The sequence below is a fragment of the Micromonospora violae genome, from assembly GCF_004217135.1.
GTDB lineage: Bacteria > Actinomycetota > Actinomycetes > Mycobacteriales > Micromonosporaceae > Micromonospora > Micromonospora violae.
The window spans coordinates 4889762-4912779 of record NZ_SHKK01000001.1 but is presented as its reverse complement, the minus strand read 5'-3'; the positions used below and the strand labels follow the sequence as shown (position 1 = coordinate 4912779).

Annotated in this window: 21 protein-coding genes, 1 pseudogene and 1 riboswitch; of the genes and pseudogenes, 19 read left to right on the top strand and 3 right to left on the bottom strand. The window is 71.3% G+C overall.

What is annotated here, in order from left to right:
• Positions 1–99: 99 nt before the first annotated feature.
• From EV382_RS21860 to truA, 9 genes are all read left to right on the top strand, one after another.
• Positions 100–633, top strand: a complete 534-nt coding sequence (locus EV382_RS21860; protein WP_130409074.1) for a DUF1707 SHOCT-like domain-containing protein — start codon at positions 100–102, stop codon at positions 631–633.
• Positions 634–969: 336 nt separating this feature from the next.
• Positions 970–1191 carry a translation initiation factor IF-1 gene (infA, locus tag EV382_RS21855; protein ID WP_007073013.1) on the top strand — a complete coding sequence of 74 codons (222 nt, stop codon included), beginning with the start codon at positions 970–972 and terminating at the stop codon, positions 1189–1191.
• A 91-nt stretch (positions 1192–1282) separates the two neighbouring features.
• Entirely contained in the window at positions 1283–1396 is a 114-nt protein-coding gene (gene rpmJ / locus EV382_RS21850; protein WP_012184307.1) for a 50S ribosomal protein L36, read from the top strand.
• Between the two features lie 261 nt (positions 1397–1657).
• Positions 1658–2038, top strand: coding sequence for a 30S ribosomal protein S13 (gene rpsM / locus EV382_RS21845; protein WP_007465236.1), 381 nt, complete (start codon positions 1658–1660; stop codon positions 2036–2038).
• 88 nt (positions 2039–2126) lie between these two features.
• Positions 2127–2534 (top strand): 30S ribosomal protein S11, encoded by a 408-nt coding sequence (rpsK, locus tag EV382_RS21840; RefSeq protein ID WP_007073011.1) that lies wholly within the window; start codon positions 2127–2129, stop codon positions 2532–2534.
• A 13-nt stretch (positions 2535–2547) separates the two neighbouring features.
• Positions 2548–3174 (top strand): 30S ribosomal protein S4, encoded by a 627-nt coding sequence (gene rpsD / locus EV382_RS21835; protein ID WP_030489600.1) that lies wholly within the window; start codon positions 2548–2550, stop codon positions 3172–3174.
• A gap of 98 nt (positions 3175–3272) precedes the next feature.
• Positions 3273–4295: a DNA-directed RNA polymerase subunit alpha gene (locus tag EV382_RS21830; protein WP_007465227.1), complete on the top strand. Its 1023-nt coding sequence runs from the start codon at positions 3273–3275 to the stop codon at positions 4293–4295.
• A 34-nt stretch (positions 4296–4329) separates the two neighbouring features.
• Entirely contained in the window at positions 4330–4887 is a 558-nt protein-coding gene (rplQ, locus tag EV382_RS21825; RefSeq protein WP_130404721.1) for a 50S ribosomal protein L17, read from the top strand.
• A gap of 68 nt (positions 4888–4955) precedes the next feature.
• The gene (gene truA / locus EV382_RS21820) at positions 4956–5786 is read left to right on the top strand and encodes a tRNA pseudouridine(38-40) synthase TruA (protein WP_130404719.1); all 831 of its coding nucleotides are present in this window, start codon (positions 4956–4958) and stop codon (positions 5784–5786) included.
• 12 nt (positions 5787–5798) lie between these two features.
• Here the strand turns inward: truA and EV382_RS21815 are convergent, their stop codons facing one another.
• Positions 5799–6878 carry a hypothetical protein gene (locus EV382_RS21815; protein WP_244236781.1) on the bottom strand — a complete coding sequence of 360 codons (1080 nt, stop codon included), beginning with the start codon at positions 6876–6878 and terminating at the stop codon, positions 5799–5801.
• Between the two features lie 130 nt (positions 6879–7008).
• Between EV382_RS21815 and EV382_RS21810 the strand changes: the two genes are divergently transcribed.
• From EV382_RS21810 to EV382_RS21795, 4 genes are read left to right on the top strand one after another with little or no spacing between them, the layout of a single operon-like run.
• Positions 7009–7614 (top strand): class I SAM-dependent methyltransferase, encoded by a 606-nt coding sequence (locus EV382_RS21810; protein ID WP_130404715.1) that lies wholly within the window; start codon positions 7009–7011, stop codon positions 7612–7614.
• Between the two features lie 41 nt (positions 7615–7655).
• On the top strand, positions 7656–9335 hold the full coding sequence (locus EV382_RS21805; RefSeq protein ID WP_130404713.1) for an ABC-F family ATP-binding cassette domain-containing protein: 1680 nt from the start codon (positions 7656–7658) through the stop codon (positions 9333–9335).
• Positions 9332–10132: a nucleotidyltransferase domain-containing protein gene (locus EV382_RS21800; protein ID WP_130404711.1), complete on the top strand. Its 801-nt coding sequence runs from the start codon at positions 9332–9334 to the stop codon at positions 10130–10132. Before EV382_RS21805 ends, EV382_RS21800 begins: the two co-directional genes overlap by 4 nt.
• Before the next feature lie 37 nt (positions 10133–10169).
• Positions 10170–11132 carry an aldo/keto reductase gene (locus EV382_RS21795; RefSeq protein WP_208758467.1) on the top strand — a complete coding sequence of 321 codons (963 nt, stop codon included), beginning with the start codon at positions 10170–10172 and terminating at the stop codon, positions 11130–11132.
• Positions 11133–11550: 418 nt separating this feature from the next.
• Here the strand turns inward: EV382_RS21795 and EV382_RS21790 are convergent, their stop codons facing one another.
• Positions 11551–12237: a hypothetical protein gene (locus EV382_RS21790; protein ID WP_208758466.1), complete on the bottom strand. Its 687-nt coding sequence runs from the start codon at positions 12235–12237 to the stop codon at positions 11551–11553.
• A 71-nt stretch (positions 12238–12308) separates the two neighbouring features.
• Entirely contained in the window at positions 12309–18080 is a 5772-nt protein-coding gene (locus tag EV382_RS21785; protein ID WP_244236780.1) for a ThuA domain-containing protein, read from the bottom strand.
• Positions 18081–18450: 370 nt separating this feature from the next.
• Positions 18451–18560, top strand: a riboswitch (TPP riboswitch).
• Here EV382_RS21785 and thiE point away from each other — a divergent pair.
• The 6 genes and pseudogenes from thiE to thiD all read left to right on the top strand — a co-directional run bounded on the left by thiE (position 18555) and on the right by thiD (position 23007).
• Positions 18555–19181 carry a thiamine phosphate synthase gene (thiE, locus tag EV382_RS21780; protein ID WP_130404707.1) on the top strand — a complete coding sequence of 209 codons (627 nt, stop codon included), beginning with the start codon at positions 18555–18557 and terminating at the stop codon, positions 19179–19181. It overlaps the preceding riboswitch by 6 nt.
• Positions 19175–20338: a glycine oxidase ThiO gene (gene thiO, locus EV382_RS21775; protein WP_208758465.1), complete on the top strand. Its 1164-nt coding sequence runs from the start codon at positions 19175–19177 to the stop codon at positions 20336–20338. Before thiE ends, thiO begins: the two co-directional genes overlap by 7 nt.
• Positions 20329–20529, top strand: coding sequence for a sulfur carrier protein ThiS (gene thiS, locus EV382_RS21770; protein ID WP_130404705.1), 201 nt, complete (start codon positions 20329–20331; stop codon positions 20527–20529). The genes thiO and thiS overlap by 10 nt, the downstream gene beginning before the upstream one ends.
• Positions 20526–21305: a thiazole synthase gene (locus tag EV382_RS21765; protein ID WP_130404703.1), complete on the top strand. Its 780-nt coding sequence runs from the start codon at positions 20526–20528 to the stop codon at positions 21303–21305. The genes thiS and EV382_RS21765 overlap by 4 nt, the downstream gene beginning before the upstream one ends.
• An 83-nt stretch (positions 21306–21388) precedes the next feature.
• Positions 21389–21961, top strand: a pseudogene (locus EV382_RS21760) (thiamine phosphate synthase); the annotation flags it as partial.
• Between the two features lie 260 nt (positions 21962–22221).
• On the top strand, positions 22222–23007 hold the full coding sequence (gene thiD / locus EV382_RS21755; protein ID WP_130404701.1) for a bifunctional hydroxymethylpyrimidine kinase/phosphomethylpyrimidine kinase: 786 nt from the start codon (positions 22222–22224) through the stop codon (positions 23005–23007).
• The last annotated feature ends 11 nt before the right edge of the window (positions 23008–23018 follow it).

Here is a 23018-nt window from a genome sequence, read left to right as displayed (position 1 = left end):
CGGTCACGCTGGCGACAACTTCATGATCGACCGAGCCTTGGGGGCGGGCGGAAGTGGCGCGGCGGTGGCATGCTTGCCGGCATGGACGGGCGGGACGGGATGCGAGCCTCGGACTCGGACCGCTCGGCGGTCGCCGACCGGCTGCGGGTCGCACTGAACGAGGGTCGGCTGGATCTGCACGAGTACGACGAGCGGTTGCAACGGGCCTACGCGGCCCGCACCTACGCCGACCTTGAGGTTCTGCTCACGGATCTGCCGCCGGTGACGCCCGCGCAGCGGTCGGGCCTGGCGCCGGCCGCCGCGTCGACGGTGAGCCTGCCGGGCGACGAGGCCGGTCAGGTCCCCGTCCGGGGTGTCACCGCCCGCTGGTTGGCCGAGGTGTGGTCCCCGTACCTGCGGGTGATCGCCATCGTGGTGACCATCTGGGCGGTCACGTCGTTGCTCAGCCAGGACCTGCTGTACTTCTGGCCGGCCTGGGTGGCGGGGCCCTGGGGCGCGGTGCTGGTGGTCCGCACGGTAACGGGGTTGGCCGGGGCGGAGCCCCGACGCGAGGCCATCAGGCGCCAGCGCCGCCGCGAGCGTAAGCGGACAAAACGTGCCCTCAACCCCAACGACCCCCCATCCGGCCTCTAACCCCACCCACCCCAGTCCCCGGAACCCCCACCCGACCCGTTGATCATGAAGTTACTGCCGTCAGTGCCGGCGTGTCCTGGCCATAACTTCATGATCAACGAGGGCCAGGGGTGGGGGTGTGGAGGGGTTGGTTGAGTTGGGGGGTGGTCGGTTTGGCGGGGGAGTGCAGGCCGGCGTACACTTTCAGATCGGCGCACAGCGTCCACTCCGGCATGCCCACCCTGCGCTTCGGTGGGAGCTGGAGCCGCGGCTGGCGCGGGCTTCTGATTCTGATCAGATTTCCGTGTAAGACGTTGTGGGCCGCCCGGAGCAATCGACGTCAGGACAGCGGAGGACATGCCGAAAAAAGACGGAGCCATTGAGATCGAGGGTCGGGTCATCGAGCCCCTGCCGAACGCCATGTTCCGGGTGGAGCTCGCGAACGGCCACAAGGTGCTCGCTCACATCAGCGGGAAGATGCGGCAGCACTACATCCGCATCCTTCCTGAGGACCGGGTCGTCGTCGAACTTTCGCCGTACGACCTGACCCGCGGGCGCATCGTCTACCGCTACAAGTAGTCCTGACGACGGCCGGGAAGTCCCGTGTCCGTCTTCGACGTCCGGTGTCGCGCCTCGCGCGTCTCCGGGCCAGATGGGAAGTAAGGCAACCGTGAAGGTCAAGCCGAGCGTCAAGAGGATCTGCAACAAGTGCCGGGTTATCCGCCGGCACGGCCGGGTCATGGTCATCTGCACCGACCCGCGCCACAAGCAGCGCCAGGGCTGACTCAGCCCTTCCGGCCACGGCCGGATGGCGTTGGTCCACGCAGATCCCCAGCGACACACACATCACACATGCTCGTCCCAGCCGCGAGCGGTACGCCAGACGTACCTCTGCGTGGCTGACCCCCGGTCGGAGGCCGGGGCCCGCTCGGGCAGCGACCGATCCCGGTCGCCGGCGCTCACCGCGTCGGAAGGACGGGACGGCCGGTAGCGGGGTGGGACGGGTCCACACCTCCGCCACACATTACGAGGAGTACGCCCGCACATGGCACGTCTAGTCGGCGTGGATCTCCCCCGCGAGAAGCGGATGGAGATCGCGCTCACCTACATCTTCGGGGTCGGTCGCACCCGCGCCCTGGAGACACTCGCCGCCACCGGCATCTCGCCGGACAAGCGCGCTCGGGACCTCACGGACGAGGAGCTCGTGCAGCTCCGCGACCACATCGAGGGCAACTACAAGGTTGAAGGCGACCTGCGCCGCGAGGTCGCCGCTGACATCCGCCGCAAGGTTGAGATCGGCTGCTACGCCGGCATCCGGCACCGCCGGGGCCTGCCCGTGCGTGGCCAGCGGACCAAGACCAACGCACGGACCCGCAAGGGCCCGAAGCGGACCGTCGCCGGCAAGAAGAAGCCCGGCAAGAAGTAAGACGTAGACCGGAATACGGGTCTGGGTCCGCCGAGCTAGGCCAGGCCGCAACCTGTATCGGGAAGTCAACTAGGAGCGCAGAAGACTTATGCCACCGAAGGCTCGTGCCGGAGCCGCTGTCAAGAAGGTCCGGCGCAAGGAACGCAAGAACGTCGCCCACGGGCAGGCGCACATCAAGAGCACGTTCAACAACACCATCGTGTCCATCACGGACCCGACCGGTGCGGTTATCTCCTGGGCCTCCGCCGGCCAGGTTGGCTTCAAGGGCTCGCGTAAGTCGACTCCGTTCGCCGCGCAGCTGGCCGCCGAGGCCGCCGCGCGTCGCGCCATGGAGCACGGCATGCGCAAGGTCGACGTGTTCGTCAAGGGTCCCGGTTCCGGCCGGGAGACCGCCATCCGTTCGCTGCAGGCCGTGGGCCTCGAGGTCGGGCAGATCTCCGACGTCACCCCGCAGCCGCACAACGGGTGCCGTCCGCCGAAGCGTCGCCGGGTCTGAGAGGTAGAGAGAGATGGCTCGTTACACCGGTGCAGACTGCCGCCGTTGCCGGCGGGAGAAGATGAAGCTGTTCCTCAAGGGCAGCAAGTGCGATGGTCCGAAGTGCCCGTTCGAGTCCCGGCCGTTCCCGCCCGGGCAGCACGGCCGCGGCCGCACCAAGGAGACGGAGTACCTGCTCCAGCTCCGTGAGAAGCAGAAGGCCCGCCGGGTTTACGGCGTGCTGGAGAAGCAGTTCCGCGGTTACTACGAGGAAGCCGTTGGCAAGCAGGCCAAGACCGGTGAGGTCCTCCTGCAGATCCTCGAGTCGCGGCTGGACAACGTCGTTTACCGGGCCGGCTACGCCCACTCGCGGGACATGGCCCGCCAGCTGGTCAAGCACGGTCACTTCACGGTGAACGGCAAGAAGGTCGACATCCCGTCGTACCGCGTCAAGGAGCACGACATCATCGAGGTTCGGGGCAAGAGCAAGGAGCTCACCCCGTTCATCGTCGCGCAGGCTCAGGCCGGCTCGAAGACGGTTCCGGCGTGGCTTGAGGCCATCCCGAGCCAGATGAAGGTGCTCGTGCACTCCCTCCCGGCCCGGCAGGTCATCGACACGCAGGTCCAGGAGCAGCTGATCGTCGAGCTCTACTCCAAGTAGTCCGAGCTCGTTCGGTGGTCCGCCCTTCGGGGCGGGCCACCGGAACAGTTTGTGTCGTGGGCGTCAAATAGCGGGCGCCCCGGAAGAGAAGAGAAAAGATGCTCATCAGCCAGCGACCCTCCCTCTCCGAGGAGTCGATCAACGAGACCCGGTCGCGGTTCGCCATCGAGCCGCTCGAGCCGGGCTTCGGCTACACCCTGGGTAACTCGCTGCGGCGCACGCTGCTGTCGTCGATCCCGGGCGCGGCCGTCACCTCGATCAAGATCGACGGTGTGCTGCACGAGTTCACCACGATCCCCGGTGTCAAGGAGGACGTGGTCGAGCTCGTCATGAACATCAAGGAGCTGTGCGTCAGCTCCGAGCACGACGAGCCGGTCAGCATGTACCTGCGTAAGCAGGGCCCGGGCGACGTCACCGCGGGCGACATCCAGCCGCCGGCCGGCGTCTCGGTGCACAACCCGGACCTGAAGCTCGCCACCCTGAACGGCAAGGGCCGGCTCGACATGGAGCTGACCGTCGAGCGGGGTCGCGGCTACGTGACGGCGGCGCAGAACAAGCAGTCCGGCGCCGAGATCGGCCGCATCCCGGTCGACTCGATCTACTCGCCGGTGCTGAAGGTGACCTACCGCGTCGAGGCGACCCGCGTCGAGCAGCGCACCGACTTCGACCGGCTGATCATCGACGTCGAGACCAAGCCGTCGATGGGTCCGCGCACCGCGCTGGCCTCCGCCGGTTCGACGCTCGTGGAGCTGTTCGGGCTTGCCCGGGAGCTGGACGAGACCGCCGAGGGCATCGACATCGGGCCGTCCCCGCAGGACGCCCAGCTGGCGGCGGACCTCGCTCTGCCGATCGAGGAGTTGGACCTCACCGTCCGCTCCTACAACTGCCTCAAGCGCGAGGGCATCAACTCCGTTGGTGAGCTCATCGGGCGTACCGAGGCCGACCTCCTCGACATTCGCAACTTCGGTCAGAAGTCGATCGACGAGGTCAAGATGAAGCTCGCCGGGATGGGTCTCGGGCTGAAGGACTCGGCTCCGAACTTCGACCCGGCGCACGTCGTGGACACCTTCGGCGAGGCCGACTACGACACCGACGACTACCGCGAGACCGAGCAGCTCTAGTCCGCGCTGCCGCCACAACTGAGGAGCACCAAAAATGCCCACGCCCACCAAGGGCCCCCGCCTCGGCGGCAGCCCCTCGCACGAGCGGCTGATGCTGGCCAACCTGGCGACCGCGCTGTTCCAGCACGGGAAGATCCAGACCACCGAGACGAAGGCCCGGCGGTTGCGCCCGCTGGCCGAGCAGCTCATCACCAAGGCCAAGCGCGGTGACCTCGCCTCGCGGCGTCGGGTGCTGGGTGTCGTCAAGGACAAGGACGTCGTGTACGCCCTGTTCGACCAGATCGCGCCCCGGTACTCCAACCGCCCCGGCGGTTACACCCGGATCGTGAAGACCGGTCCGCGCAAGGGTGACAACGCTCCGATGGCCATCATCGAGCTGGTGGAGGAGCTTCAGGTCGCCGAGCCGAAGGTGAACAAGAAGACCGCCGCCCGCAAGGCCGCGCAGCAGGACAAGGTCGAGGCGCTCGCCCCGGCCGACGAGGCCCCGCAGTCGGCCCCGGCCGACCAGGACTCCGAGGCGCCGGTGTCGGTGTCCGGTGACACCGCCGCCGCCCGCGAGGACAGCGACGAGGCCACCGAGAACAAGGCCTGATCGAAGGGCATTCTCGGGCCCGGCACCCCCCTGGGGTGCCGGGCCCGACCCGTAACAGGAGGTACGAGGTGGACGAGCGGATCCGGCTACGGCTGGACGTCTCGTACGACGGCACCGGCTTCTCCGGCTGGGCTGCCCAGCCGACCCGTCGTACCGTCGCGGGGGTGCTCGTCGAGACCCTGGACCTGGTCCTCGGCGCCGGTACGGCCACCGGGCTGACCGTGGCCGGGCGGACCGACGCGGGGGTGCACGCCACGGGGCAGGTGTGTCATGTGGACCTGCCGGTCGAGGTGTGGCGACAGCACGAGGGGCGGCTGCTGCGTCGCCTGGCCCGGCTGCTCCCGACCGACGTGCGGGTACGGGCGATGACCGAGGTGCCGGCCGACTTCGACGCCCGGTTCTCGGCTACCTTCCGGCGCTACGAGTACCGGGTCACCGATGCGCCCTTCGGTGCCGAGCCGCTGCGCCGGCACGAGGTGCTGGCCTGGCCGAAACCGTTGGACCTGGCCGCGTTGAATGCGGCCGCGACCGGGCTGGTGGGGGAGCACGACTTCGCCGCGTACTGCCGGCGCAAGGAACACGCGACGACGCTGCGCGAGGTGACCCGACTGGACTGGCGTCGCGACCCGGACGGCATCCTGGTCGCCACCGTGCAGGCCGACGCGTTCTGCCAGGCGATGGTGCGCAGCCTGGTGGGGGCCATGCTGGTGGCCGGGGACGGCCGTCGCCCGGTCGAGTGGCCGGGCACCCTGCTCAGCCAGCGGGAGCGGTCCAGCGAGGTGACTGTGGCCCCCGCGCACGGGCTGACCCTGGTCGCCGTCGGCTACCCGGCCGATCCGGGCGAGTACGCCCACCGCGCCACCCTCACCCGCCGGTTGCGGGTCCCGATCGAGGGTTGACCGCCCGCCGGGTCAGTCGCCCGGCAGGCCGTCGTCCTGGTTCGCGTTATTGCCGGTCGGGCCCGCTGTCGGTTGTGCGGCGGTGCCACCGTCGGCCCGGCTCTGGAGCACGCCCCGGCTGAGGTGCAGCTCGATCATGTCGAACAGGATCTCGCGGACCTTGGCGTCACCCGCCTTGATCACCACCCCGTCCTCGCGGACCACCAGGGCGTACGCCAGGTAGTGGCCCCGGACCTGCCAGCCGACGCGGGCCGGAGCGCTGGCCAGGACCTCGGTGCCGTCGACGTCGTCGGCGGTGAGGCCACGGAACCGGCCCTGCCGCTCGTCGAGAACCTGCCGGAGCCGGTCCCGGGCTCGTTCCGCGCTGACCTTGTCGGTGAGGTTGAACAGGCCGGTGGTGACCAGGTGGTCGCCGTCGGGCGTACTCAGCGTGGCTCGGACGACCTGGTTGCAGCCGAGCCGGACCAGCAGGTCGGCCACCTCGTCGGTGGCGGCAACGGCGCAGCTTCCGCTGGACTGGGTCTTGAGCACCTGATAGCTCGGCTGTCCGTCGGTGAGCTTCAACTCCTTGCCGGGGAAGAGTTCCTTGGCGGTGAGCGGGGCCTGGTCGGTGTCCCGGGAGTCGAGGGCCAGCCGTTCCGACGTGTGCGTTGTGGGTGCGGCGTTCGGCTGGTATGTCGGGTTGGTCTGCGGCTGTTCGTTGCGGTCGATGAGAAACGCGGCGGCACCGAGACCGCAGAGGGCGAGCAGCACGAGGACGGCCGCGCCGCCGATGAGGACCTGCCACAGTCGGCCGCCGCTGCGCCGGGTGGGCGGCTCCGCGGGCGTCGCCGAGGAGTAGATCTGGCTGTGGGGTGGGGCGGGCGGGATGTCGGCCCGGGTCGGCGCGGGCTGCGGAACGTCGATCCGAGTCGGCGGTGGCTGCGACGACGGCAGCGAGAGCTGGTTCGGCCGGGGCAGCGACGGCGTGGGGAAGCGTGACGGAGAGGGCCCGGCCGGTGGGGGCGGACCGGCGCCGAGCGCCGACAGATCGGACCCGGGCTCCGGGTACTCCTCGAAAGCGTCCTCATCGGACTGGTACCGATACACCATGTCGCCCAGAGTAGGAGCCATTGTCCCTTTAGGGGGTAATTTCGGGTAATTGTACGTGCGGGTCGCGCCAGGTCCCCGGGGAAGAGGATCGCCCCGACGATCACCCGCAGGCCGATGCGAGAATTGCCAGGTGACCGGCGACCACTACTTCACCGCTCAGCCCACCAGCGACGCCCCGGCGCGCGAGGTCGAGTTCTCCGTCGCCGACCGCGACTACCGGCTCGCCTCGGCCGGCGGGGTCTTCTCCGCCAGCCGACTCGACCCGGGCACCGCCGTGCTCCTGCGCAAGGCTGAGCTGCCCGCCGCCGACACCGGCGGCGACCTGCTCGACCTCGGCTGCGGATTCGGGCCGATCAGCTGCGTGCTGGCCGACCTCGCCCCCGCCAGCACAATCTGGGCCGTCGACGTCAACGCCCGGGCCCGCGAGCTGACCGCCGCCAACGCGGTCCGGGTCGGCGCCGCCGACCGGGTCCGGGTCAGCGCACCGGACGACGTTCCGGACGACGTCCGCTTCGCCCAACTCTGGTCCAACCCACCCATCCGGATCGGCAAGGACGGGCTGCACGACCTGCTGCTGCGCTGGCTGCCCCGACTCGCCCCCGACGGCGTCGGCTGGCTGGTCGTCGCCCGGCACCTCGGCGGCGACTCGCTGCAACGCTGGCTCACCGAGCAGAGCTGGCAGGTCGAACGGTACGCCAGCCAGAAGGGCTTCCGCGTGCTGCGCGTCACCCGGTAATTGGATGTACCCCCCGCCCCTGACTGGGGCAGGATCCCGGCGTGGGATACGTGGACGTGGCAGCGGTCGGGCACATCCTGCCCGACGGTCGGGAACTCTTCGCCGACGTGTCGTTCCGGGTCGGGGAGGGCAGCAAGGTCGCCCTGGTCGGCCCCAACGGCGCGGGAAAGACGACGCTGCTGAGGATGGTCGCCGGTGACCTGCCGGTGCGCACCGGCGTCGTCGCACGCGCCGGCGGGCTGGGCGTGATGCGCCAGTTCATCGGCATGATCGGCGACGAGTCGACCCTCGCCGACCTGGCGCTGTCGCTGGCCCCGCCGGCGCTGCGCGACGCAGGCCGGCGGCTCGGCGAGACCGAGGCGGCCATGCGGGCCGCCGAGGCGCGCGGCAAGTTCAGCAACGCCGCGGGCAAGGCCCAGCTGGCGTACGCCGATGCGCTCGGCGCGTGGGGCGAGGTCGGCGGGTACGACGCCGAGGTGCTCTTCGACACCGTCGCGACAATCGTGCTCGGCCAACCCTGGGACGCCGTCCGGGACCGGCCGGTGCGGACCCTCTCCGGGGGCCAGCAGAAGCGCTTCGCCCTGGAGCTGCTGCTGCGCGGCCCGGACGAGGTGCTGCTGCTCGACGAACCGGACAACTTCCTCGACGTGCCCGGCAAACGCTGGCTGGAGGCGCGACTGCGCGAGTCGACGAAGTCGGTGCTCTACGTCTCGCACGACCGCGAACTGCTGGCCCAGAGCGCCGACCGGGTGGTCGCCGTCGAGGGCGGCAGCGCCTGGGTGCACCCGGGCGGCTTCGCCAGCTGGCACGAGGCGCGGGTGGCCCGGCACGCCCGCCTCGACGAGCTGCGTCGGCGCTGGGACGAGGAGCACCAGAAGCTGCGCGAGCTGATGCTGATGTACAAGCAGAAGGCGGCGTACAACGACGGGTTGGCCTCCCGTTACCAGGCCGCCCAGACCCGGTTGCGCAAGTTCGAGGAGGCCGGGCCGCCGCCCGTACCGCCGAAGGACCAGGACATCCGGATGCGGCTCAGCGGCGGGCGGACCGGCAAGCGCGCGGTCGTCTGCGAGCAGCTGGAGCTGGACGGCCTGACCTTCCCCTTCGACCTGGAGATCTGGTACGGCGACCGGGTGGCGGTGCTCGGTGCCAACGGCACCGGCAAGTCGCACTTCCTGCGGCTGCTGGCCCGCGGCGGCACCGACCCGGACCCGGCGAACGGGCCGGTCGACGGCGCGGGCGCGCTCGCTCCGGTGGCACACGACGGCACCGCCCGGCTCGGTGCCCGGGTCCGTCCCGGGCACTTCTCGCAGACCCACGACCGGCCGGAACTGATGGGCAAGACGCTGGTCGAGATCCTCTGGCGGGGCGACGACCACCGCACCGGGATGGACCGGCACGCGGCGATGGGCGTGCTCAGTCGCTACGAGCTGGCCGCGCAGGGCGACCAGCGCTTCGGCACGCTCTCCGGCGGGCAGCAGGCCCGATTCCTGGTGCTGCTGCTGGAGTTGTCCGGGGCGACCCTGCTGCTGCTCGACGAGCCCACCGACAACCTCGACCTGGCCAGCGCGGAAGCTCTCGAAGCGGGCCTGAACGCCTTCGAGGGGACGGTGATCGCGGTCACCCACGACCGGTGGTTCACCCGCTCCTTCGACCGGTTCGTGCTGTTCCGAGGCGACAACGAGGTGGTGGAGACCCCGGAACCGGTCTGGGACGTCGGGTGATCCCCGTCGACCTGCCCGATCGGCTGTGCGCCGTCCGGGGGGTGGTCGCCGTGGCGCTCGGTGGTAGCCGGGCGCGCGGTGAACACCGTCCCGACTCCGACTGGGACCTGGGCCTGTACTACCGGGGTGAGCTGGACCTGCCGGCGCTGCGTGCGGTCGCCGCGACGGTCGCCGACGACACCGACGTCGCGCTCACCGCCCCCGGCGGTTGGGGCCCCTGGGTCGACGGGGGCGGTTGGTTGCGGATCGGCGGGGTCGCCGTGGACTGGATCTACCGGGACCTAGACCGGGTGCAGCGCGTCTGGACTGACTGTCAGGCCGGCCGGTACGAGGTCGGGGTGCAGGCCGGGCACCCGCTCGGGTTCTACTCGTCCGCCTACGTCGGGGAGGTGGCGTTGTGCCAGGTGCTGGCGGACCCGACCGGCCAGCTGACCCGCCTGCGGGACCAGACCCGGGACTATCCGCCCGCGCTGGCCGACACGCTGGTGGCCGGCGGCTGGGAGGCCGGGTTTCTGCTGGCCGGAGCGGCCAAGGCCGCCATCGGCGGGGACAGCGGATACGTCGCCGGGTGCCTGTTCCGGGTGGTCGGGGTGCTCGCCCAGGTGCTGCACGCCCGCGCGGGCCGGTGGCTTGTCAACGAGAAGGGGATGATCGCCGCCGCGGGGCGGCTGCCCGGGGCCCCACCACACTTCGAGCAGCGGGCGCAGGCTCTGCTCAGCGCCGTCGGCCGTAGCCCCGCCGAGCTGACCGCAACCCTGGGCGCCGCCCGTGAGCTGGTCACCGAGGTGGTCGGTTGAGCCGCCGCCGGAGTGGCCCGCACCCGACCGGCATAGGGTGGATCTCGTGACTGACATGACCTATCGCCGGCTGGGCGACTCCGGGCTCGTGGTGTCCGTGGTCGGCATCGGCTGCAACAACTTCGGCCGCAAGCTCGACCTCGACGGCACCCGGGCGGTGGTGGACGCGGCCCTGGACGCCGGGATCACCCTGTTCGACACCGCCGACATCTACGGCGAGCCGCAGGGCGGCTCCGAGGAGCTGCTCGGGCAGGCGCTCAAGGGACGCCGCGACGACGTGGTGGTGGCCACCAAGTTCGGCATGGACATGAACGGCCTGAACGGGCCGGACTTCGGGGCCCGCGGTTCGCGGCGCTACATCGCCCGCGCGGTGGAGGCGTCGCTGCGTCGGCTCGGCACCGACCACATTGACCTGTACCAGATGCACGAGCCCGACCCGGGCACCCCGATCGACGAGACCCTCGCGGCCCTGGACGACCTGGTCCGGGACGGCAAGGTGCGCTACCTGGGCAACTCCAACTTCGCCGGCTGGCAGATCGCCGACGCGGACTGGGTCGCCTCGTCCAACGGCCGGTCCCGCTTCATCAGCGCGCAGAACCACTACAGCCTGGTGGAGCGTTCGGTGGAGGCCGAGGTGATTCCGGCGTGTGAGCGGTTCGGCCTCGGCATGCTGCCGTTCTTCCCGCTCGCCAACGGGCTGCTCACCGGCAAGTACAAGCGCGAGGCTCAGCCGCCGGCCGGCAGCCGACTCTCCGGTGGTGGCCGGTACGCGGAGCGGCTCGCCGCAGCCGACTGGGACACCATCGAGGCGATCGAGGCGTACGCGGCCGAGCGGGGTCTGACCATGCTCCAGGTGGCGATCGGTGGGCTGGCCGCCCAGCCGGCGGTGACCTCGGTGATCGCCGGTGCCACCACGCCCGAGCAGGTGCGTGCCAACGCCGCCGCTGGCACCTGGGAGCCCAGCGACGACGATCTGGCGGCGCTGCGCGCCATCCTCTGAGCAGAGCGGCTGGGCTCGGTGCGGCCGGGCTCGGTCCGGCTGGGCTCGGTCCAGCCTGGCTCGGTGCGGTGCGGTGCGGTGCGGTGCGGTGCGGTGCGGTGCGGTGCGGTGCGGCCGACGCGGCGCCTTGATCGACTCGTGTTCCTGAAAGTCGGGGTGACCTGGGGCCGGGGAAGGCGCGGTTTCAGGAAAGTCGAGTCGATCATGCCGGGCGGGGCAGCCAGGTGACGCCAGCGAGGGCTGGCGGTGACCGACCAACCCCGGTCTGGTGGGTGAGATGACGACGGGCCGGGCCGCTGGTTGCGGCCCGGCCCGTTTCGCCGTCAGTGTCGGTCAGGCGGCCGCTCCGGCGAGATCATCGTGGTCCGTCGGTGCGGCGCGATCTTCGTGGTCCGTCGGTGCGACGGGATCGTCTTCGTCAGTCGGTGCGGCGGCGGCCGAACAGCATGGCCACCCCCATCGCCGCGGCCACCAGGACGAGACCGGCCGCCGCGAACGGCCACCAGTCGGCACCTGCACCGCCTGCCCCGTCCGTCGGCTTGGTCACCGCGACCGGCTCGGGAGCGGGCGGCGTCTGGGCCGCTCGGGCCTGCACCGTGGCGGTGGCCTCGCCCTGCAGGGGAGCGGGGGACTTCACCGTCACCTTCCACGTGCCGGCCGAGAGCACCGGCCCACTGCTGTAGAAACCGTGCCCCTCAGGCTGCGGCTCCAACTGCACCGGCCCGATCCGCTGCCCGTCCGGGCCGGTGGCGGTGAGGACCAACCGCACCACCTGCTCCAGCCGGCGGCCGTCGGGGTGGGTGGCCTGGATGGTGACGCCCTCGGCCCCGTCGCCGGCCACCGTGAGTTTGAGCTTGTCGGCCTGCGCCGCCGGGGCGGCCTGCGCCGCCGGGGCGGCCTGCGCCGCCGGGGCGGCCTGCGCCGCCGGGGCGGCCTGCGCCGCCGGGGCGGCCTGCGCCGCCGGGGCGGCCTGCGCCGCCGGGGCGGCCTGCGCCGCCGGGGCGGCCTGCGCCGCCGGGGCGGCCTGCGCCGCCGGGGCGGCGGCGAACAGGGTCAGTGCCAGTCCGACGAACACGGCGGCGAACGCCTTGCGGATGACCGTCACGGACATCTCCTCCCTACCGATGAGGGAGGCCCCTCCCCAGCGCCGTAGCGCCGGGGAGGGGCCTCGTCGGATCAGAGCTGGCGACCGGGTGCCAGCCGGGTGGCATCGCCACCGAGCCGCCCGGCACCCTTGACCGAGTCGCCGTCGTTCGCCTTGACCCCGGCCTTGCTGGCCGTGCCGCCGAGCCGAACGATCATGGCGTCGGCGTCCCGGATCAGGACGTCCCGGATCTCCGCCTCAGTCACCAACGTGGTGTCGGAGGCGAGCGTCCGGAACGCGGTCAGCTGCCGGACCGCCGCCTTGTCGTCGCCGGCCGCCTCGGACGCCCGGACGTTGTCGAGCTTGTTCGACAACTGCCGGTGCGCCTTGGTCGAGAGCCGCCCCGTTGCCTTGAACCGGTCCAGCAGACTCTGCATGTCCCGGAACGAGGTGGTGACGAAGAACCGGACCGTCGAGGTGGTCTCGTTGCCCGCCTTGTCGGTCGCGGTCACGGTCAGCTCGTGCAGGCCGAGCGACAGGTCGTACATGGCCTGCAGCGTGCCGCTGGCGTACGCCTGACCGTCGAGCTTGCCGACCACGCTCGCGATGCCCGAGGTCGGGTCGACGGCCTGCCACGACACCCGGACGTCCTGGCTGTCGCCGTAGAGCTGACCGTCGGCGAGCCCGGACACCAGCAGCGTCGGCTTGGTGCCGTCGATGCGCACCACCGCCGACTTCAGCGTCTCGGCGTTGCCGGCCTTGTCCGTCGAGCGGAACAGCAGCTCGTGCTCCCCGTCACCGGTCACCTCGACCGGCGTCGAGTACGGCGTCCACGTGCCACCGTCCAGCGACCACTCCACCGTGTTGACGCCGGAACCGGCGTCGGTCGCGGCCAGCACCACCGGGATCGTCCCGTTGTGCCAGCCGGCGTCGTTCGCCGGAGCGAACGTCGCCGAGGTCACCGGCGCGGTGGCGTCGATCTTGACCGAGACGGTCTTCGTCGCCTCCACGTTGCCGGCCTTGTCCGTCGAGCGGAACCGAAGCTCGTGCTCGCCGTCCCCGCTGACCGCCACCGCAGCGGTGTACGCCGTCCAGGTGGTGGCGTCGTCCAGCTGATACTCCGTGCTGGCGAGGCCGCTACCGCCCTCGTCGGCGCCGGTGAGCGTGATCGTCACCGGCTCGGTGTGCCACCCCTCGGTCGGGGTGCCGGAAACCGCCGCCGTGGTCACCGGTGCGGTCTCGTCGGCCACCTCCGTGCTGAGCCGGAAGTAGTCGAACGCGGCCGTCTTCGACGCCGTCTGGTTGGCGCCGAGGGTGAACAACCCGACCTTCGGGGTGGCCCCGACCGCGCTGTTGGTCAACGACTCCAACGCGGTCCAGGTCGTCCCGTCGGCCGAGTACGACGCCGTGAACGTGTCGCCGGTGCGAGCCAACCGCAGGAACCACTCGGCGGTGGTCAGTCCGGTCACCTCCGGCTGCGGGTTCTGCACCGCCCCGGCGATCTCGCTGCGGAACTCGATCCGCCGCGTCACCGCCGAGCCGGCCTGGTTGTCCGCGATGAAGTCGAACTTCAGGTAGTTGTCGTCGTCGGCCTGCACGAGCAGACCGGCCTGCTGGTACTGCTCGTTCAGCAGGCTGCCGTCGACCTTCGTCTCCAGGGTCCAGTCGCCCGACGGCGCGGTCTGGAGGATGAAGTTCTTCGGCCCGGTGTTGTCGGTGCCGTAGATGTCACCGTTGGGCACGTCGATGCGCAGCGCGCCACCGGTGACCCGGTAACCGGTCGGGTCCTCCCGAAGGATCGCGTCCCACCGGCACTTGTCCAGCGTGTCACCGTTGAACTCGTCCGACGGGTCGACCGGGCCGGCCGGGGCGTCCGGCGTGACCTGGAACGAATCGAAGGCCGCGTTGACGACCGGTGCCTCGGTGCCGCCGTTGAGGGCGAAGACCCCGATGCGCGGGTTGGTGATGCCGGCGAGCGCGGCCGAACGGCCGACCGCGGTGAAGGTCTGCCCGTCGGCCGAGACGCCGGCGGTCAGGTTCGTCCCGTCGCTGGTGACCCGCAGGTACACGGTGTCACCCGCCGGAGCGGCGATCCTGTCGGCAGCCTCGTTGCGCGGCGTGGCGGCGGTCTCCCGGATGAACTCCACCGACCGGCTGCCGTTGTACAGCAGGTCCAGCTTGGCGTAGTTGTCGTCGTCGCCGTACACCAGCAGACCTGCCTGCTGGTAGTTGGCCGTCACCGGGAGCGTGACCTTGGTGGTCATCTCCCAGGCGCCGGTCGGGGCCGCCTGGAGCACCAGGTTCGTGGCGTCGTTGCGAGCGCCGTAGAGGTCACCCACGGCAGTGGGCAGCAGGAGCGCGCCGCCACTGAGCGAATAGAGCTGGTTCTCGCGGATGACGCTGGTCCAACGCTCCTTGTCGAGGCTGTTGCCGTTGAAGTCGTCCGAACGCGCCCCGAAGCAGGACGTGTCCGGAGCGTCGACCCGCACCGGCACGGTGGCGTACGCCTTGGCGCCCTTGCTGTCGGTCACCGTGAGGGTGGCCGTGAAGAGGCCCGGGCTGGTGTAGGTGTGGCTGGCGTCCAACGTGGTCGCCGTGCCTCCGTCACCGAAGTCCCAGGCGTACGTCAGCGGGGTGTCGCCATCGGCGTCGGTGGCCGTGCCGTCGAACTCGACGGTGACCGGTGCGGTGCCGGTGGCCGGGGTGGCCGTGGCGCTGACCACCGGCGGCGCGTTCTCGGTGACACCGCGGCCGATGAAGTCCATCCAGTTGACGTTGAACAGCGAACCCGTTCCGCCGTTCGGATCACGGGCCAGGAAGTACAGCGAGCCGCTCGCAGCACCGGTGACCGGGGCGCTCACGTCCGTGTACGTCTGCCACGCGCCGGTCGACGGTACGACGGCCGTGGCGACCACCGGTCCGTCAACCGCACCCGCACGGACCTCGATCCGACCGCCAGTGGTGGCCGAGGCGGCCCGGAACCGGATCTCGGTGATGTTGGTCAGGTCCGCCGGGGCGACCGACCACCAGTCACCGTCCTCGATGAAGGCGATGTTCTGGCCGCCACCGGCGCTGTCGGCGCCGGCTTCCCGCTGCACGCCGGGGTCTCCGCCGCCGGTGCTCACCGGGGCACGCCCGGTGGCGGTGAAGTACTCGGCCTGCTTCTGCTTCGGCTGGAGCACCTCGATGTGCCGGCCGGTCAGCGCGCCGGACCCGCCGGCGCCACCCTCGTCGGTGTAGGTGGCCTCGAAGACCGCGAAGACGTTCGCCTCGGCGCCGTGCCCGGAGGCGAGCGACGTCTGCACGGTGCCGGTGCAGCCGGTGTGCTGCTCCAGCGGGTGGGCGTGCTCGTCGTGACCGAGCAGCACCTGGAGCTGCACCTTGTCACAGTCGATCTGCCCGTCCTCGGGGTCGGTCACCTTGATCGAGTAACGGACCTGGTCGCCCCAGTTGAAGAAGCCGCCGTCCGGTGGGAACTCGATGGAGACCGTCGGCGCGGTGTTGCCCACGGTCACCGGCACGTTGGCCACCGCGGTACGACCCTTGGGGTTGGTGACGGTGAGCTGGGCGGTGTAGTTGCCCGCCGTGGCGTAGGTGTGCGTCGGGTTGGCCTCGGTCGAGGTCTGCCCGTCGCCGAACGTCCAGGCGTAGGTGAGCGTGCCACCGTCCGGGTCCCGGGAGCCGGTGCTGGAGAACGTGACAGCCAGCGGCGCCGGGCCCGAGGTCGGGTTGGCGGACGCCACCGCGATCGGCGCACGGTCACCGGCGGTGTAGTCGATCCGGTAGACGCCGGAGTTGTCGTTGTTGCCGCCGAAGCCGCTGCCCCACTCGATCAGGTACAGCGCGCCGTCCGGACCGAACTCGAAGTCCATCGGGCGGATCATGCTCATGCCGGTGAGCAGCTGGTTGATGTCCACCAACGACTTGCCGTCGGGGGTCACCTGCATGGTGTACATCTTGTTCTGGTTCCACTCGCCGAGCAGAGCCTTACCGTCGTAGTACGCCGGCCACTTCCGGTTGGAGTTGAGGTCGGCGTCGTAGCGGTAGACCGGGCCGCCCATCGGGGCGCCACCGCCGCCGATCTCCGGGTAACGCGCGTCACCGGCGTACCCGTAGTCGACGGTCGCCGGGACCACCGGCGGGAGGTTGGTCAGGCCGGTGTTGTTGGGCGAGTTGTTCACCGGCGCGGCGCAGTCGAACTTCGGGCCGCTCGGACCGGACGGGAACGTGTAGTCGTTGTACGCCTCGTTCGTGCCCGTGCAGTACGGCCAGCCGTAGTTGCCCGGGGTGACGATGTTCCACTCGACCAGACCGCGGGGGCCGCGGTTCGGGTTGTCCGAGTTGGCGTCCGGCCCGTAGTCCCCGACGTACAGGGTGTTGGTCTTCGGGTCGGTGCCGATCCGGAACGGGTTGCGGAAGCCCATCGCGTAGATCTCGGGACGGGTCTTCTCGGTGCCCGGCGCGAAGAGGTTGCCGTCCGGGATGGTGTACGTCCCGTCGTCCTCGGGGTGGATCCGGATCACCTTGCCGCGCAGGTCGTTGGTGTTGGCGGAGGTGCGCTGCGCGTCGTAGTCCTGGCGACCCGACCGCTCGTCGATCGGCGAGTACGAGTTCGACTCGAACGGGTTGGTGTTGTCGCCGGTGGCCAGGTAGAGGTTGCCCTCGCCGTCGAAGGTCATGCTGCCGCCCGCGTGGCAGCAGGTGTTGCGCTGGGTGTCGACCCGCAGCACCTGCTTCTCGCTGGCCGGGCTGATGGTGTCGCCGGTCACCGTGAATCGGGACAGCAGGTTGCGGGTGACCCCGTCGTTCGGGGCGTAGTACAGGTACACCCAGTTGTTCGTGGCGAAGTCCGGGTCGAGCCGGATGCCGATGAGGCCGTCCTCGTTACCGGTGAAGACGTCCAGGTCGATGGCGGTGACGGTGTTGCCGGTGTCCGGCTTCACGATCTGCACGCGACCGTCGCGCTCGATGTAGAAGACCCGCCCGTCGGGGGCGATGTCCAACTCCATCGGGTTGCTGGTGTTGCTGTCCAGCGTGACCTTCTCGAAGTTGGAGGTCTTCGAGGCGCCACAGTCGGCGTTCTCGACGCCCGCCGCGGTCCGGATGCCGCCGAGCAGGTGGGAGAGGAACTGGGGCTCGGCGTACGACTCCCGGGTGTGCCCCAGACCGGTGTACCAGGAGCGGCCACCGTCGTAGTCCTGACACCAGGCGACCGGGTGGTCCGCACCCATCGCGCCAGCGCCGGGGGTGTAGCTCTTCTCGTCCAGGCTGGCCAGCACGTGGACGTCCGGCCGGGGGTTGCTCTGGTAGTTGTACCACTCGTCGAACCGCGACCAGCGGTCCGGCAGTTCGGCGGTGGACGGGTGGGCGTGGTCCTCCACCTTGACCGTGGCCGTCTGGTTCTGCGGGTGGTTGGCGAAGTACGCGCCGACCAGGTCGCCGTACCAGGGCCAGTTGTACTCGGTGTCCGACGCGGCGTGGATGCCGACGTAACCGCCGCCGGCCTTCACGTAGCGCTCGAACGCCGCCTGCTGGTCGGCGTTGAGCACGTCACCGGTGGTGGAGAGCCAGATCACCGCCTTGTACTTCGCCAGGTTGGCGTCGTTGAATGCGGCGCCGTCCTCGGAGTTGTCCACGGTGAATCCGTTGGCGGCACCGAGCTGCTGGATGGCGGCGATGCCGGTGGGGATGGAGTCGTGCCGGAAGCCGGCGGTCTTGGAGAAGACGAGGACGGAGAAGGGATCGGCTGCGGCCTGTGCCGCCTTCGGGGCCACCTGGCTGACCGGGGCTGCCGCCTGGGCATCCCGGGCGGGGGCCTGGGCGGCCGCCTGGGCAGGCGCGCCGAACAGGGTTGTCGAGGCCATGGCCAGGGAAACTAGGGTTGCGGTGATGGGTACGCGGGCACGACGAGAACGGGACACGCCGCCTCCTGTGTCGTAGTGACAGAGATCGCGGGAGTCGGCTCGCCGAATGCCGTCCCTGATGGAGCCGGTGGATCACACCGTGCCAGGGTGCCCCCACCGACATTTTGTCGAATCGCTGAACAAATTAATTCGGCTGGCTCGATGTCGGGCAAGATGCAGACGGGTAACGGTTCTGCAACGGTGGGCGACATTCCGAACAGGACCACATGAAGTGCCCCATGGATCTTGCTCGTTTTTTGCCCGGCCGGTCCGCCGGCCGTCGCCCACCCCGCGCCTTGGCAGGCCGGCGGATCTGTCGTACGGTGACACGCAAGTAACCCACGGGAGCCCGGTGTACCGGGCTGAGAGGGGGGCTGACAGCCCCCGACCGTCGAACCTGATCCGGGTAATGCCGGCGCAGGGAGGAGCGTTGCCGTGCCGTCCCTGGCTCGATTGCATCTCATCACCGACACCCGACCCGGTCGCGACCCACTCAGCGTGGTGCGCGCCGCCCTCACCGTGGCCGGAGCCGACCTGGTGGTGCAGGTCCGGGTCGAGGACTCCGCCACCGACCGCGAGGCGTACGACCTGACCCGGAGGGTGCTGGCGCTCTGCGCGCCGTACCGGGCGACCTGCCTGGTCAACGACCGGTTGCACGTGGCGCTGGCGGTCGGCGCCGCCGGCGGGCACGTCGGCGCCGACGACCTGCCGGTCGCCGCCGCCCGCCGGGTGCTCGGCCCCACCGCCGTGCTCGGCGCCACCGCCCGCGCGCCGGGCACGGCGAACGAGGCCGTCGCGGCGGGAGCCAGCTACCTCGGCGTCGGGCCGTGCCACCACACCGGCACCAAGACCGGCCTACCCGATCCCATCGGACCCGCCGGGGTGCGCGCCGTCGTCGACGCCGTGGACGTTCCGGTCATCGCGATCGGCGGCGTCACCGCCGCCCGGGTGCCGGCGCTGCGGGCCGCCGGGGCGTACGGGGTGGCGGTGGTCGGTGCCGTCTCCACCGCCGCCGACCCGGCACGGGCCACCGCCGCGCTGATCGAGGCCCTGACGTGCTGACCGGCCGGTCCCCGTCAGCGCCGTCGAGCGACCGGGTCCGGCCGGACGTGGCAGTGGTGGGAGCGGGGCCGATCGGGCTCGCGATCGCCTGGCGGTGCGCCCTGCGCGGGCTGCGGGTGGTGGTGCACGATCCGGCACCCGGCTCGGGGGCGTCGGCGGTGGCCGCCGGCATGCTCTCGCCGGTCGCCGAGGCGTACTTCGGGGAGCGGCAACTGACCGAGTTGCTGCTGGCGTCCGCCGCCCGCTGGCCGGCGTTCGCCGCCGAGCTGACCGAGACGACCGGCATCGACATCGGCTACCGCACCGAGGGCACCCTGCTGGTCGGGCTCACCGGCGACGACCTGGCCGAGGCGCGCCGGCTCTGGGCGTACCAGCAGGGGTTGGGGCTGCCCGTGACGCCGCTGCGCCCCAGCGAGCTGCGCGACCGCGAACCGGCGCTCGCCCCACGGGTGCGCGGCGGTGCGATCGCGCCCACCGACCACCAGGTCGACCCCCGACTGCTGGTGCCGGCACTGCGCGCGGCCGCGCGGCGGGCCGGCGCGGTGCTCGTCGCGCAGTCGGTCCGACGGCTGTCCGAGGTGGATGCCGAGGTCACCGTGGTCGCCACCGGCTGCGGGGCCGCCGCGCTCACCGGCCTGCCGGTGCGACCGGTGAAGGGCCAGATCCTCCGACTCCGCGCGCCCGACGGCGTCGCGCCGGGCTTCCGGCACGTGATCCGGGGGTACGCCGACGGCGAGCCCATCTACCTGGTGCCCCGCGTCGACGGCGAGGTCGTGCTCGGCGCGACGGTCGAGGAACGCTCGGACACCACGGTCACCGTCGGCGCGGTCCAGCGGCTGCTCCGCGCCGGGATCGACCTGCTGCCCGAACTGGCTGAGTACGACCTGGTCGAGGCGGTCGCCGGGCTGCGCCCGGGCACCCCGGACAACACGCCGATCGTCGGGCCGCTGCCCGACCGGCCGAACGTCCTGGCCGCCACCGGCCATCACCGGCACGGCATCGTGCTCACCCCGATCACCGCCGACCTGATCGCCGATCTGGTGCTCGGCGGCGTACCCGATCCGCTGCTCACGCCGTTGCGGGCCGACCGCTTCGACCTGGCCGGTGTCGCGGTGGGCGGACCTGAACCGACGATGGAGGGGGACCGGTGGAGTTGACGGTGAACGGGGCCGGGCGCAGCGTCCCCGCTGGGGCCTCGGTGGCGGACCTGGTCCGCGACATCGTGGCGCACCCACGTGGGGTGGCGGTCGCGGTCAACGGCGAGGTGGTGCCCCGGACCGGCTGGCCGGCCCGGGCGCTGCGCGACGGTGACCGCGTCGAGGTGCTCACCGCGGCGCAGGGCGGGTGAGCGGCGTGCCGTTCGAACTGGGCGGGGAGACCTTCACCTCACGGCTGATCCTCGGCACCGGCGGCGCCGCGAACCTGCACGTGTTGGAGCAGGCGATCCGGGCTTCCGGGACCGAGCTGGTCACCCTGGCACTGCGCCGGGTGGGCACGGCACCGGGTTCCACCGGTGGGCTGCTGGAGCTGCTGGACCGGTGCGGCGTACGCCTGCTGCCCAACACCGCCGGCTGTCACACCGCGACCGAGGCGGTGAAGGTGGCCCGGCTGGCCCGGGACGCGTTCGACACCGACTGGGTCAAGCTGGAGGTGATCGGCGACGAGCGGACGCTGCTGCCCGACGGGGTGGAGCTGCTCCGCGCCGCCGAGGAGTTGGTCTCCGACGGCTTCACCGTGCTGCCGTACACCAGCGACGACCCGGTGCTCGCCCGCCGCCTCGCCGACGTGGGCTGTGCCGCGGTGATGCCGGCCGGCTCGCCGATCGGGTCGGGGCTCGGCGTCGGCAACCCGCACCACATTCGACTCATCCGGCAGGGTGTGGACGTGCCGGTGATCCTCGACGCCGGCATCGGCACCGCGTCCGACGCGGCGCTGGCCATGGAGCTGGGCTGTGACGGGGTGCTGCTGGCGAGCGCGGTCACCCGCGCCGCCGACCCGGTGGCGATGGCCACCGCGATGCGGTACGCGGTCGAGGCGGGCCGGCTGGCCGCCGGCGCCGGGCGGATCGCCCGCCGGTTCCACGCGCTCGCCTCCACCCCCGACGAGGGTCGACCCGAGCTGTGACCCCCGGCCGCGCCCACCCCGCACCCCACCCGGCAGCAGATCTTGGAAGCAATCTGCCCCTGGAGGGGCCCATTCCTTCCAAGATCCCGGCGGGGGTTGTCGTGTTGACCGATCGGCTGGTCGCTCGCGGTCGGCTTGAGCGGGTTGTGGCGGGGGCCGTGGCCGGGGGAGTGCGCTGGGTGGTGTTGCGGGAGAAGGACCTGCCCCGCGCCGAACGGGCCGCCGTCGCCGCCGACCTGCGCGCGATCCTCGCCGACGTCGACGGGACCCTCATCGTGGCCGGCCCCGACCCGCTCGGCGGTGACGCCGTGCACCTGCCCGCCGCCGGCCCGTACCCGCCGCCGACCCACCCGCTGGTCGGCCGCTCCTGCCACGACCACACCGAGCTGACCCGCCTCACCACCGAGCACTACGCCACCATCTCCCCAATCTGGCCCACAAGAACGAAACCGGGCTACGGCCCACCCCTGGGCATTGCAGGGCTGGGCAGCCTGGTTCGGACCAGTCAGGTTCCCGTGCTGGCCCTCGGCGGAGTCGAGACCCCGGAGCAGGTAACCGCCTGCGTCCAAGCAGGAGCCACCGGCGTAGCAGTCCTGGGCGCACTCATGCGAGCAGAAGACCCCACCGAAACAGCGGCGAGTCTGACCAGCGCTTATGCCAAGGCGGTCACCCCCAAGCTCGTTAAAGCCGGCGCGGAGTCAGCCAGGTCCCCACGATCGGGGCTGCGGCCGACCGTGCCCATGCAGGGATCAAGCCTGACCGCCCGGAGTGGGCACGGTCGGCCGCAGCCCCCAACCGGAACCAGAAACGGCCCGCCGCAGCCCCCAACCGGAACCAGAAACGGCCCGCCGCAGCCCCCAACCGCAACCAGAAACGGCCCGCCGCAGCCCCCAACCGCAACCAAAGGCGACGGAAAATGACCCCGCGCACCATCCTCACCATCGCCGGCTCGGACTCCGGCGCAGGTGCCGGTATCCAGGCCGACCTCAAGGTCTTCGCCGCGCTGGGCGCGTACGGCACCAGCGTCCTCACGGCCGTCACCGCGCAGAACACCCGAGGTGTCGACGCGGTGCTGCCGCTGCCGCCGCGCACGGTCACGGAGCAGTTGGACAGTGTGCTCACCGACTTCGCCGTCTGCGCGGTGAAGACGGGGATGCTGGGCACCCCGGCGATCGCGGACGTGGTGGCGGACGCGGCTCGGGACGGCCGGCTGCCTCAGCTCGTCGTCGACCCGGTGCTGGTCGCCACGAGTGGTCACCGGCTCGGCGTGGTGGGCGCGGTGGAGCGGCTGCTGCCGTACGCCAGGGTGGCGACCCCGAACTGCGCGGAGGCCGCGGCGATCACCGGACGCCCGGTGGACGACGTGGCCGCGATGGTCGTGGCCGCCGAGGCCCTGGTGGCCGGCGGCCCGGAGTACGTGGTGGTCACGGGCGGTGACCTCGACGGGGGTGAAGCGGTCGACGTGCTGCACGGCGGCGGCGTCACCACCCTGTTGCGCGCACCCCGGGTGGCGACCCGGCACACCCACGGCACCGGGTGCTCGTTCTCGGCGGCGATCGCGGTGCGGCTCGGTCTGGGTGATCCGGTGCCGGCTGCGGTGGGGGCCGCAAAGGAATACGTGCTCCGTGCGCTGACCGGCGCGCGGGGCTGGGAGCTGGGCGCGGGGCGCGGGCCGTTGAACCACTTCGGCTGGTCCGCTTGATCACCAAGGAG

Coding starts and splice junctions, on each gene's coding strand:
- rpsM (WP_007465236.1), top strand. CDS start 1,658: ATGGCACGTCTAGTCGGCGTGGATCTCCCCCGCGAGAAGCGGATGGAG.
- infA (WP_007073013.1), top strand. CDS start 970: ATGCCGAAAAAAGACGGAGCCATTGAGATCGAGGGTCGGGTCATCGAG.
- EV382_RS21785 (WP_244236780.1), bottom strand. CDS start 18,080: ATGGCCTCGACAACCCTGTTCGGCGCGCCTGCCCAGGCGGCCGCCCAG.
- rpsD (WP_030489600.1), top strand. CDS start 2,548: ATGGCTCGTTACACCGGTGCAGACTGCCGCCGTTGCCGGCGGGAGAAG.
- thiD (WP_130404701.1), top strand. CDS start 22,222: ATGACCCCGCGCACCATCCTCACCATCGCCGGCTCGGACTCCGGCGCA.
- rplQ (WP_130404721.1), top strand. CDS start 4,330: ATGCCCACGCCCACCAAGGGCCCCCGCCTCGGCGGCAGCCCCTCGCAC.
- EV382_RS21830 (WP_007465227.1), top strand. CDS start 3,273: ATGCTCATCAGCCAGCGACCCTCCCTCTCCGAGGAGTCGATCAACGAG.
- EV382_RS21860 (WP_130409074.1), top strand. CDS start 100: ATGCGAGCCTCGGACTCGGACCGCTCGGCGGTCGCCGACCGGCTGCGG.
- EV382_RS21815 (WP_244236781.1), bottom strand. CDS start 6,878: ATGGTGTATCGGTACCAGTCCGATGAGGACGCTTTCGAGGAGTACCCG.
- rpsK (WP_007073011.1), top strand. CDS start 2,127: ATGCCACCGAAGGCTCGTGCCGGAGCCGCTGTCAAGAAGGTCCGGCGC.